The organism is Dyadobacter sp. 22481 (genome assembly GCF_052044875.1).
Classification (GTDB): Bacteria; Bacteroidota; Bacteroidia; order Cytophagales; family Spirosomataceae; genus Dyadobacter; species Dyadobacter endophyticus.
On sequence record NZ_JBQENV010000001.1, the window covers coordinates 80,277 to 91,925 of the forward strand.

General features: G+C 53.1%; 10 protein-coding genes. 6 read left to right on the forward strand and 4 right to left on the reverse strand.

Annotation, left to right across the window (positions count from 1 at the left end; genetic code table 11):
* Nucleotides 1–88: 88 nt before the first annotated feature.
* The 6 genes from adhP to ACTJJJ_RS00380 all read left to right on the forward strand — a co-directional run bounded on the left by adhP (nt 89) and on the right by ACTJJJ_RS00380 (nt 5,954).
* Nucleotides 89–1,099 (forward strand): alcohol dehydrogenase AdhP, encoded by a 1,011-nt coding sequence (gene adhP / locus ACTJJJ_RS00355; RefSeq protein ID WP_440701070.1) that lies wholly within the window; start codon nt 89–91, stop codon nt 1,097–1,099.
* Between the two features lie 31 nt (nt 1,100–1,130).
* Nucleotides 1,131–3,647 (forward strand): magnesium-translocating P-type ATPase, encoded by a 2,517-nt coding sequence (gene mgtA, locus ACTJJJ_RS00360; RefSeq protein ID WP_440701071.1) that lies wholly within the window; start codon nt 1,131–1,133, stop codon nt 3,645–3,647.
* Nucleotides 3,648–3,762: 115 nt separating this feature from the next.
* Nucleotides 3,763–4,608, forward strand: a complete 846-nt coding sequence (locus tag ACTJJJ_RS00365; RefSeq protein WP_188931859.1) for a universal stress protein — start codon at nt 3,763–3,765, stop codon at nt 4,606–4,608.
* A 30-nt stretch (nt 4,609–4,638) separates the two neighbouring features.
* Complete coding sequence (locus ACTJJJ_RS00370; protein WP_188931857.1) at nt 4,639–4,875, forward strand: BON domain-containing protein; 237 nt, start codon at nt 4,639–4,641, stop codon at nt 4,873–4,875.
* A gap of 3 nt (nt 4,876–4,878) precedes the next feature.
* Entirely contained in the window at nt 4,879–5,700 is an 822-nt protein-coding gene (locus tag ACTJJJ_RS00375) for a universal stress protein (RefSeq protein WP_440701072.1), read from the forward strand.
* Nucleotides 5,701–5,711: 11 nt separating this feature from the next.
* Nucleotides 5,712–5,954: a hypothetical protein gene (locus ACTJJJ_RS00380; protein ID WP_188931853.1), complete on the forward strand. Its 243-nt coding sequence runs from the start codon at nt 5,712–5,714 to the stop codon at nt 5,952–5,954.
* A 71-nt stretch (nt 5,955–6,025) separates the two neighbouring features.
* On the opposite strand, the gene ACTJJJ_RS00385 is transcribed toward ACTJJJ_RS00380, so the two are convergent.
* The 4 genes from ACTJJJ_RS00385 to ACTJJJ_RS00400 all read right to left on the reverse strand — a co-directional run bounded on the left by ACTJJJ_RS00385 (nt 6,026) and on the right by ACTJJJ_RS00400 (nt 11,531).
* The gene (locus ACTJJJ_RS00385) at nt 6,026–6,865 is read right to left on the reverse strand and encodes a universal stress protein (protein WP_440701073.1); all 840 of its coding nucleotides are present in this window, start codon (nt 6,863–6,865) and stop codon (nt 6,026–6,028) included.
* 11 nt (nt 6,866–6,876) lie between these two features.
* Nucleotides 6,877–8,388 (reverse strand): succinate CoA transferase, encoded by a 1,512-nt coding sequence (locus tag ACTJJJ_RS00390; protein WP_440701074.1) that lies wholly within the window; start codon nt 8,386–8,388, stop codon nt 6,877–6,879.
* Nucleotides 8,366–8,896, reverse strand: a complete 531-nt coding sequence (locus tag ACTJJJ_RS00395) for a hypothetical protein (protein WP_440701075.1) — start codon at nt 8,894–8,896, stop codon at nt 8,366–8,368. Before ACTJJJ_RS00395 ends, ACTJJJ_RS00390 begins: the two co-directional genes overlap by 23 nt.
* Before the next feature lie 109 nt (nt 8,897–9,005).
* A complete protein-coding gene (locus ACTJJJ_RS00400; RefSeq protein ID WP_440701076.1) occupies nt 9,006–11,531 on the reverse strand; it encodes a cation-translocating P-type ATPase in 2,526 nt (841 codons plus the stop codon).
* Nucleotides 11,532–11,649 lie beyond the last annotated feature (118 nt).

Genomic DNA, 11,649 nt, shown 5'->3' on the forward strand with positions numbered 1-11,649 from the left:
TGACAACCGTCATGATCACCTGGGCTTTTAATAACCAACTTTACCAGCAGATTCCACTTGAAAACTAAAAATTATGTTACCTCAAACGATGAAAGCAGCGGTTGTCCACCAGTTCGGCCAGCCGCTCAGGATCCAGGAAGTCGCGGTGCGCCGGCCTGGCGCTCACCAGGTTTTAGTCAAAGTGGTCGCCAGCGGCGTTTGCCATACAGACCTTCACGCAACAGATGGCGACTGGCCGGTAAAACCGCAATTACCGCTCATCCCGGGCCATGAAGGTATCGGCTATGTAGCCGCGGTGGGACCTGAGGTGACTGGCGTTAAAGAAGGCGACATTGTGGGGGTGCCCTGGCTGTACAGCGCGTGCGGTTGCTGCGAGTATTGCATTACCGGCTGGGAAACGCTCTGCGATGCCCAGCAGAACGGAGGGTATAGCGTCGATGGTAGTTACGCGGAATACGTGCTGGCCGACGCGCGCTATGTGGCGCACTTGCCGGCATCAGTAGATATGATCGGCATGGCGCCCATCTTATGCGCTGGCGTGACCGTCTACAAAGGTCTGAAGGAAACTGATACCAAGGCAGGGGAGTGGGTGGCCATTTCAGGCATCGGCGGTCTTGGCCACCTGGCCGTACAATATGCGAAAGCAATGGGTATGCACGTAGCGGCCATCGATGTGAGCGAGGATAAACTGGATCTGGCAAAGCGCCTTGGGGCTGATCTGACCGTAAATGCTACCGTGAATGATCCGGGCGATTTTCTGAAAAAGGAGACCGGGGGGATGCATGGCGTGCTGGTTACCGCGGTTTCACCCGTGGCTTTTCAGCAAGGGATCTCCGCGCTCCGCAAAAAAGGCACAATGGCCTTGACCGGGTTACCTCCCGGCAGTTTCGATCTACCCATTTTTCAGACTGTGCTTAACCGGCACACCATCCGCGGCTCTATCGTGGGTACGCGCAAGGATATGCAGGAAGCAGTCGGCTTCGCCCTCGACGGAAAGGTGAAAGCAACCGTTCACACGGCGCGACTCGAAGACATCAACAGTATATTTGACGATATGAAGGCGGGCCGTATCGAAGGTCGGGTCGTGATGAGCATATAGTGGTATGGCGCCTGCTGAACCAATTTTACAAATGCAGCTTGGGGAGCCGCCCCTAACAGCGCTATATCAGGCCCTGGAAACAGATGGAAGCGGTCTTGACCGTGAGCAGGCTGCGCTGAGACTGCAACGCAGCCGCGCTGGTAAAGGCCGCCCAGATAGCGGGCTGCGAAAGATATTGGCAATCATGGCTAACCAATTCAGAAGCCCGCTGGTGCTGCTATTGGTGGTCGCAGTCGTTTTGTCCGCCTTTTTGGGGGAAGTTTACGATACGTTTATTATCGGCTGCATTATCCTGGCAAGTGGGCTTTTGAGCTTCTGGCAGGAGTACAAGGCAGGTAAGGCCGTCGAAAAGCTGCAAAAACTGATTTCGCAAAAAAGTACCGTGCTTCGTGGCAACACCCAGCAGGTTGTCGATGCACAGGATGTGGTCCCGGGTGATTTGGTTCTGCTGAAAGCCGGCGATATTATCCCCGCAGACTGCCGGATCATCGATAGCAATGAACTGCATGTCAACGAAAGCAGCCTGACCGGGGAAAGTTTTCCCGCAGAAAAGATGTCGGGACAAATCAGTAGACAAACCGCGCTTTCAGAGAGCTTCAATTGCCTTTGGCAAGGCACCAATGTGATCAGCGGGACCGGCAAGGCGCTTGTGGTCCGCACCGGCGCGGATACCGTTTTCGGTAAACTCCGGGAAAGTCTTTCGGAAACTTCCGAAACAGCCTTTGAGCGTGGAATTCGTGGTTTTGGCTACTTTCTCTTGCAGATCACCACCGTTTTGACGCTGGTGATACTTGCGGTCAATATTTATTTTGGAAAGCCGCTGATCGATTCGGTGCTTTTCTCGTTGGCTTTGGCTGTGGGGATGGCGCCCGAGCTGCTTCCTGCTATCATGACGGTGGCCATGTCCACAGCTGCCGCGCGTATGATGGAGCGCAAGGTGATCGTCAAAAAGCTCTCTTCGATTTTCAATCTGGGTGAAGTGACTGTGCTCTGCACCGATAAAACCGGAACCATCACCGAGGGCAGTGTCCGGGTTTGCGATGCGGTCGACGGGGCGGGGAATTCCCGGCAGCATCTTCGCCTGTATGCTTATCTGAATGCCGTCATGCAGCAGGGCTTTGCCAACCCGATCGATCAGGCATTGGCCGATTTGGCACTGGGTATGGACGGCTACCGGCGGCTCAATGAAGTTCCATACGATTTTATCAGAAAGCGGGTGACGGTGTTAGCGGAAGGTCAGAATGGCAACCTCATGATCAGTAAGGGCGCCCTCGAATGTATCCTCGAAGTATGTTCACGTCTGGAGGTTGATAAAGGGGTTTATGTACCCCTGGACGAAGCGCACCGCCTGTCGCTGCTGAGGCAATACCAGACCTATTGCGAGCAAGGTTACCGGGTGTTAGGCATTGCAGTCAAACAGACTCCGCTTGACCATATCACAAGGGCCGACGAAAATGAAATGTCATTTGCAGGGTATTTGCTGCTTGAAGACCCGTTAAAGCCGTCGAGCCTGGCCTCGATTCAAAAGCTGCGCGCATTGGGCGTGGAAGTGAAAATTATCACGGGTGATAATCGTTTTGCCGCCATGCACATTGCCCAAAAACTCGGTGTTGCAGCCGGCTGCGTCCTGACGGGCCCCGAGCTCGATGAGCTCTCCCCGGAGGCATTTCACCAGCGCGCGATGGGGATAGCCGTCTATGCAGAGATAGAGCCGCATCAGAAAGTCAGGGTGGTCAAAGCGCTCCGGCAACAGGGGGCGGTAACGGCCTATATCGGCGACGGGATCAATGATGTGGCGGCAATTAATGCGGCCGATGCGGGTATTTCGACACACAATGCGGTCGACGTGGCCAAACAGGCTGCCGACTTCGTTTTAATGGAAAAAGACCTTTCCGTGCTGGCCGATGGTATCATGGAAGGCAGAAAGTCTTTCGTTAATTCGATGAAGTATATTTTCATTACGACCGGCGCTACTTTCGGTAATATGTTCAGTGTAGCGGGCGCTTCGTTGCTGTTGCCATTTCTTCCGATGCTGCCCAAACAGATACTGCTTACCAACTTCATTACCGACCTTCCTGCTCTGGCCATCGCCTCCGACCAGGTAGATTCGCAGCAGACAAGACGATCGGGGAAATGGAGCATGAGCCTGATCCGGCGCTTCATGGTCGTCTTCGGGCTTCACAGTTCATTCTTCGATTTTCTGACTTTTTACATCCTGTATTTTAAACTCCACCTGTCGGGAGCAGCTTTTCGTACGGGCTGGTTTATAGAATCAGTGATCACAGAGCTGTTGATTCTACTGGTGGTCAGGACACGCCAGCCATTTCTGAGCAGCAGGCCAGCCAATCCTTTGCTTTGGCTTACAGTCATCGCATTACTGGTCACGATTTTGCTTCCGGTATCACCAGTGGCAAGCCAGTTGGGTTTTACTGAAATTTCTCTCAAAGAAACGTCATGGATCGGCGGCATTCTGATTTTCTACATCGTCACTGCCGATACGCTCAAAGTGCGGTTTTTTCGAGCCGGCAGAAAGGGCGGCCAACGCTGAGCAATGTCATATTCTGCGGTGCGTGGTGTCATCGGTGCGCCAACGGCCGAAGGCTAATTTAGGGCTGGCGTATAACCATACAGGGTAGTGCGGTCAAACCTTTAACATCAAGCCTATGAAACGAATACTTGTTCCCTGTGATTTTTCGGCAGCGGCAAAGCATGCCTTTCAGTTTGCAGTTGAAATGGCGGCCGCTTGTAACGGTCATGTTTTTGTACTAAAAGTAATGCAGGTCCCTCATGTTTTCGCAAACGGGATGCCGGGGCAGCCTTACATGGCGATCGACCCGATACCGATGATCGACGAGTGGATCGCTTACAGTGAAAAAGAGTTTGAAAAGATGAAAATTAAAACCGGTCGCCCTTCAGGCTCGGTAGAGCTGCTGCTGGAAACCGGATACGTAAACGATGTCATTTGTGATGTGATCACTAGAGAGAAGATCGACCTGGTCATCATGGGCACTGACGGTGCTTCGGGGTTCAAAGAATTCTTCATCGGTTCGCATACCGAAAAGATCGTCCGGGCCTCCCCGGTGCCGGTTATGGCCGTACATGGCCCGCTGCATCTGGAATGGATCAAAAATATCGTGTTTCCGACCAACATGGAGCTTGATCAGAAGCCGCTTGTCGAACAGGTCAAGTCACTTCAAACATTATTCGGAGCAGTAGTCCATTTGCTATATGTGAACGGGTTTCCGTTTACACTGGAATCCGATGAGGAGGCTGAACGTAAGTTAGAAGACTATGCCCTGTTTTATGGATTGAAGGACTACACCATCCATGTCAGCAGGGGCCTCAATATCCAGGAAGGTATCCTTAAATATGCCCGCCGTATCCCCAATTCAATCATAGCCATGGGTACGCACGGTCACAAGGGGCTGGCACATATTACCGAAGGGAGTCTCGCCGAAGATGTAGTCAACCATCTGGCAGAACCTGTCTGGACCTATGTAATGCAATAAGCTAGTATTAACCCAATAGCCTGATCTATTATGACAACCTGTATCCCCGATCTTGCTATCGCTGAGCAGATCAACAGCATTCTTCACCGAGATGTCCGCATTGATGAGCATGACATTCATGTGAGCGTTTACGACGGCTGGGTATTTCTGGACGGGCACGTGGACTTTGAGACCGACCGCGACCTGGTTCAATCCCGGATTGAAAACGTTGCCGGCGTTTGCCGGATCACCAATAATCTGACCTATCCACGCCTGGTAAGTCATTGACCCATGGGACATTCTACTGACAGATTCCGTATCTTGATTCCCTGCGACTATTCGCTGGCGTGCAAGCAAGCGCTGGAAGCTTGCGCGACACTCGATTGGCGAATGCCTGTTGAAGTATTCATTCTTACCGTCGAAGATCCTATGCAGGCCGGCGCGCGCGAGATGATGGATGAACGCCTGTTAGCAGAATGGGTTAAAGTTTTTTCCCCCGATATCAACGTCCGGAACTTGCAGGCAAAAGGCCGGTTTGTCAATGTCGTCCTGGAAGCGCTCGCAATTCATGGTATTGACCTCGTTATTGCAGGTACCAGAGGGGCCAGGGGATGGGAGGGAGTCTTTCTGGGATCGCATGCCGAGAGAATCGTTCGCGTGTCTCCTGTTCCCGTCCTTGCCATTTCACAGCGCCCGCACCTTACCGGATTGCGGGATATTGTCCTTCCCATCGATATCGATCGCGATCCTGTCGAACTGCGCGCTTGCATGAGGAAGATACCAGGTTTGTTTAACGGGCGGTTTCATCTCTTGCATGTGCAAACAAACCCTGCTGGAAGCGAGCGGGCCGCCATGAAGTTGCTGGGAGAATACAGCCGGCATCTAAGGCTTGGGCATTGCACCAGCTCGGTGATTTTTAACGAATCGGTTGCCGGGGGTATCCTCAGATATGCCACGCAGGCCGGTGCGGACCTGATTGCGCTGGGAACATTGGGGAGCCCGGATCCGGCACACATGTTCCGGCCCAGCGTTGCGGCCGATATCGTCAATCATGCCAAAATACCAGTCCTTACCTTCCAGCTTAGCCACCGGCAGGTATCGGTATCATTTTAAACCTTACTACTATGACCTACCAAGCAGATCAAGAAAAAGTTACTTTCGTACTTCCCTTGTATTTTCTAAAAGCGGAAGTCACATTTACCCGGCAGTCGGCTGACGACGGGCTTACTGTTCCCCTTGCGCCGGGCAATGGTCCCCGCGTAAGCATTTCAACGCGTCAATTTGCAAAAGGTTTCTGGCTCGCCCGATTAAGCTGGTCTGTCGGACGCGAGCGGTTTTGCAGCGAAGGCTGGTTTGAGATTGCATAAGGAAACATGTAGCAATAAAGAAGGGCTGTTATCGCAGCCCTTCTTTATTGCTACATGTTTCAAAACCGAGGTTATGGATGCGCAATGAAGACCGGCAGGTTCAGATTGCGGATCAGCGGATCGGCAGTGCTCGGTGTGAGCATTCTTGAAAACGTGCTGCGGCAATAAGAACCCATGACAACCAGCGTCTTCTTCTTATTCATTAAAAAGGCGAAAAGCTCCGAATTGGGCTGGCCATAAAGTTTTTTGAAATGCGCGTTGGAGTAGTGTGCGCTGACAAGCCTGGCCAGTTTCCCCTCGTTAGGGTCTTCCTGCGCGCCTTCATTCATTACCTGCACGATTGTCAGCCGGCAATCTTCCAGCTCGGGGAAAAGATAAGAAAACTGCTTGATGGAATGAACGGCCGCGGCATTGCCGTCGTAGGCAAATACGATCTCTTCGATCCCTTCGAATAGATCGGGCGCTATCATCACGGGGCATTCGATGGCGCATAGCACATCTTTGAGAAACGCGCTGGGTTTTTTCTCATCCCAGGGTTCGAAAGCCAGATCGCTGCCGATAATCATCAGATCCGCGTAGCGGCTTTCGGCAAGAATCTGTTCAAGCGGTTCGTGCGGGTTCTCATGCACGCTTACGTGTACACCCTGCCGTTCACAGATCGCGCGGAAAGTACTTTCGTTTTCGCGGAGCAGTGCCTGTTTTTCTGCGAAATCGGGTAGGTCGCTCAGTGTCAGTGTCTCTACAAAAGCAGTCCCTAATGCTACTTTCATCTCAGGGACTTGTTCGTAGGGCGCATTTTGCATAAAGATTCCTGTGAGCCTTGACCGGGTCAGCGAGGCCAGATAGCAGGCGAACTGTACGTGATGGGTATTGAGGTGACCGGCGTCGATCACCAAGCGAATGTTTTTCATAGTGAATGCTATTATATGGATTGTAGAATACGGGCTTTCATTGAGCCGGTTGCGGCCAGGTTGGCATGTAGTTGGAAGGCTTCTTCGAGAAGGTGCGGAGTATGGCCCCCGCGTCGGCAGGCACGCAGGAAATAGTCGGAGAGCTCCTGATAGTAATCAGGATGGACACAATTTCTGAGAATAGCCTCTGCTTTTTGCCTTGGCGCTAGTCCTCTCAGATCGGCAAGTCCTTGTTCGGTAACGATCACATCCACGTCGTGCTCGGAATGGTCGACGTGCGTAACCATGGGTACTATGCGCGATATTTTGCAGCCTTTGGTCACCGACTCGGTTACAAAAATGCTCAGGTAGCTGTTCTGGGCAAAATCGGCAGAACCGCCGATGCCGTTGACAATGTGACTACCGGAGATATGCGAAGAATTGACATTGCCATAAATATCGCATTCAAGGGCTGTATTAATGGCGATAATGCCCAGCCGCTGGATTATCTCGGCGGCATTGGTAATGTCTTGCGGGCGAAGCAGGATTTTGTGACGATAACGCTCGAAATCGGCGAACACGCGCTGGTAACAGGCTTCGGACAAGGTCATCGAGCTTCCGGATGCAAAATCCATCTTCCCGCTCTCAATGAGCTTGAATGTGCTGTCTTGCAATACCTCCGAGTATATGGTCAGATGCTCAAAGTCGCCTTCTGCAAGCCCGCTCAGTACGGCATCGGCGATTTTGCCGATCCCCGCCTGCATGGGCCTCAGCGAGCGTGTCAGGCGCCCGGCAGCTATTTCCTGCTCAAAGAAATGCAGCAAATGCCCTGCAATGGCCTCGGCGACAGCATTGCCAGCCGCGGTTTCGGCAGGGCTGTCCTTCTGGTTGGTAAACACGATGGCTGCAATCTTGGATGGATCGCAGGCAATGACCTGCTGCCCTATGCGCTGCCATACCTCGGTAATCGGCAGAATAGCCCTGCCGGTGGGATCTTCGGGCAGAAATACATCGTGTATGCCCCGGATCCCAACAGGTACCGCCTGATTGATCTCGATAATTACCTGACCGGCTTGCTGGACAAAGATCGCCGAATTACCCAGCGAAGTGGTGGGTACAATACTGCCATCGGCTTCGATCGCTGCCGCCTCAATGATGGCAATGTCAATCGGCGGTAAAAAACCGTTGCGGATATGGGCCGCTGTTTCGCTCAGGTTTTCATCGATATAGGAGAGTTTACCCTCATTGATGATCGTCCGCATCACAGGATCGGACTGGAATGGCAGCCGCGTGTGGACTGCGCCAGCTGTGGCCAGCGCGCCGTCGGTCCCATGGCCCAGCGAAGCCCCGGTCATGAGCGTAATGCGGGTGTGGTCGTGTTCAGCCTTTTCGGCCAGCGCGGCCAGTACCGCTTTGCTGTCTCCTGAGCGCGTAAACCCGCTGGCGCCAATGACCATTCCATCACCGATGAGCGCGGCGGCCTGCCGGGCAGGCATAATTTTGGAAGCCAGAGATGTATGTTTAATTCGGGATGTGTCGGGCATGGTGTTTGTTTTTTAATTTGACGGATTTCGGATCTTCAAAGAGGATGGCATGGCCGCTGTCAGTTCTCAACAGGCGTAGCATGGCCCACGCGAGCAGCAAGGGCATTGGAAAGGCTGCGTACAGTCCCAAAGGGGCAATAGCGATCAAGAAGATAATTCCCGCCCAGCAGCCCACTTGAAATAACTGTCCCCTGGTGGTCATGGCTAGCGCAATTAGCAATTGGCATACTGCTATGGTGAGAACCATCGGCGTAATGATGGGAATGAAAGCGCCGAGTATAAACCGCTTGTAGAACGGCGTAGCGCTATCGGCAAAATCCTGGTAGTTCCATGGTGCATTCAGAGCGATATAGGCGTTGAACCCCGCAGCGAACAAGAAAAGCAGCAGCAGGATCATGCGCGCCAGCGGCGGCCGGGTTCTGCTAATCCAGATCATGAAGATGGCTAACGCGTTGCAGCTCAGGTAGAAGATCCAGGAGACCGTGTCAAAGAATTTGAGTGAGTCCATCGTGCTGGCTGTTAAGGTAGTTGGGTTTATTTAACTACCTCAAAATAAGCGTTATATGGCCTTAAAAAACTTGACAGGGCTTATCTGGGAATATGATCTGCGTCAGGTTTTAGCAAGCGCTGGCCGTAGCGGGTTTTCTCAGAGTGCCCATGAGCAGTTTATAGATTCCAAACCATAGAACAGAGGCCATACCGCATCCGATACTGAAAAGTACTTTTCCCGTATCAGGCATTGAAAGCCGGAACAGGCCCGAAACAGCCGGGATCAGAAATATCAGAACGGTTAAACAGATGTTGATAGCAAGCGTATAAAATATCAGCTTGTTGCCCGGTTTGAGAGATTCACCAAGGCTGCCCTGATAGGAGCGGTTTGTTGTCGTTAAGGCAATGTTGGCCGAGATCAGCCCGATGAAAATCATGGCGCGGGTGGCATCCTCCGTCTGGCCGCCACTTAACGCGATTTGGTAAATCAGTATCAGGGCGGCCGCGATGACAACTCCCTGCAAGATGCTGAATGCCAGCTCGCGCAAACCGAAAAGCCTGCTTGTGGCCGGGCGGGGTTTCTCCTTCAAAAGGCCCGCCCGGGCCGGCTCATTCTCGTAGACGATCGAGCAGGTAGGGCCCATAATCAGTTCAAAAAATATGATGTGTACCGGATCGAAGATGACCGGATAGGTCCAGTTCAGCGCCAGAGGTAGAAATACAAGCAGAATCAGTGGCGTGTGTATCGCCACGATGTACCGGATAGCATTGCGAAGATTGACGTAAATGCGCCTGCCGCTTTCGATGGCGGTGACCATTCCGCCCAGATCGTCATTGAGCAGGATTAAGGCCGAAGCCTGCCGGGCGATCTCGGTGCCTTTCCGTCCCATGGCAATCCCGATGTCCGCTGCTTTTAAGGCCGGGCCGTCGTTGACGCCGTCGCCGGTCATCGCAACGATCTCATCTTGCGCTTTTAAAGCCCGGATCACGCTTAATTTGGCCTCGGGGAACATCCTGGCAAACACGGTGATCCTGCCGACCTCTTTCAGTAACGCCTGTTCGTCCAGGGCCATAATCTGCTCACCTGTCGCGATGTGCTCACCGTCTCGCAAGCCAATTTGCCGGGCAATGTAGGCGGCCGTTACCGGGTTATCCCCCGTCAGGATTTTGACTTGCACGTCGGCTTGATAGAACGCTTCCAGGACCTGTTTTATCCCGGCTTTGGGAGGATCATAGAATGCAACCAGGCCTAGGGGTTGAAACGGGAGGCTTTGCTGGCTTTCGGGAAAATCCGTGCCTTGGAAGTCTGATTTTCCCACGGCCAGCACCCGAAAACCTTTGGATGTAAAGCTGCCAGTGGCATCCAGCAAAGCAGCGCGGTCTTTGGCAGAAAGCGCACACACATTCATCAAGGCTTCCGGCGCGCCCTTGACGGCGATGATACGCTGATTTTCTTTGCCTTGCCAGATATGGGTCATCATCGGCGGTTTGCCTTCCAGCGGGTAGCCCAGCAGCATCGTTAGCCCGTCGTATGCAGACAACCCGGTAGGGGAGGTCTTTCCAAAGACGCGGTGCAGTTCTGCTTCCATGGGATCAAACGGGCTTATTTCACTGGCCAGCGCCGCATGGTAGAGTAGCTGAGTGGCACCCGCGGAAAGGGAGGAAAAGTCTGTAACAAGCTCCCGCCCGTCGAGCACGAACATCCCGCAAAGCGACATTTTGTTTTCGGTAAGTGTGCCGGTTTTGTCAGTACAGATCACAGTCGCGCTACCAAGCGCTTCCACGGTTTGCATCTGCTTGACCACAATGCCCTCTTTCATCAGCCGGTAAGCGCCCAGCGCCATGAAGGTGGCGAAAGCAACCGGGATCTCTTCGGGCAGAATGCTCATCGCCAGCGTCAATGCGCCCAAAAGGCTTCCCGGCAGATCGCCCGACCGCGCAAACCGGATCGCCCAGACGGCTACGAATATAATCGCCCCGATGATGGCCATGTCCCTGACAAGGCGCCGGATCTGGACTTGTAAAACTGATTTTGCAGCCGGAATGGAAGCAATGCTGCTGCCGATCCGGGCAAGTCGGGTAGCGCCGCCAACCGCTGTAATGCTGCAGACAGCCTGGCCCGAAGTGACTTGCGTTCCGGCAAATAGCGGGTCGGGAGGGCTACCCGCGAGTTTGTAGACCGGCATGGATTCACCGGTCAGGATTGATTCATTGACCGAGAAATCGTCAGCCGACAATACGATCGCATCTGCCGGCACGAGGTTTCCTTCTCCGAGCTCAACGGTGTCGCCCACCACCAATGCCTCACTTTTAAGCAAGGTCCAGACCCGGTCACGAAGAACGCGGTATGCCGGGCTGGTGAAGTTTTCCAGACTGACCATTGCGCGGCGGGTCCTGCTCTCCTGAATGATTGAGATCGTTGCCACCAGCCCGATTGCCACCAGCATGATGACCGCCTCTTGGGTCGAGCCCATTAAAAAATAGATTACCGCCGCAGCAACCAGCAGCATCAGCATCGGTTCAGCTGCTGCCGCTTTCAGGATAAACCATAGTCCGGACGACTTTTGTTTTTTGAGCATGTTCTGCCCATGCTGCTTGCGGGAGGCTTCTACCTGGTCAGAGGTAAGGCCACTGTCTTTCAGGGGATCTTTCACCGGTCATTACATTAAGTCATAAAGGTTGTTGAAATTCGATTCTATTTTACTGATTATAATCAGTTTATCGGAAGCTGCACGGCAAGTAGCAATCAAGTAAGGTTTCCAGCTAAAAGTA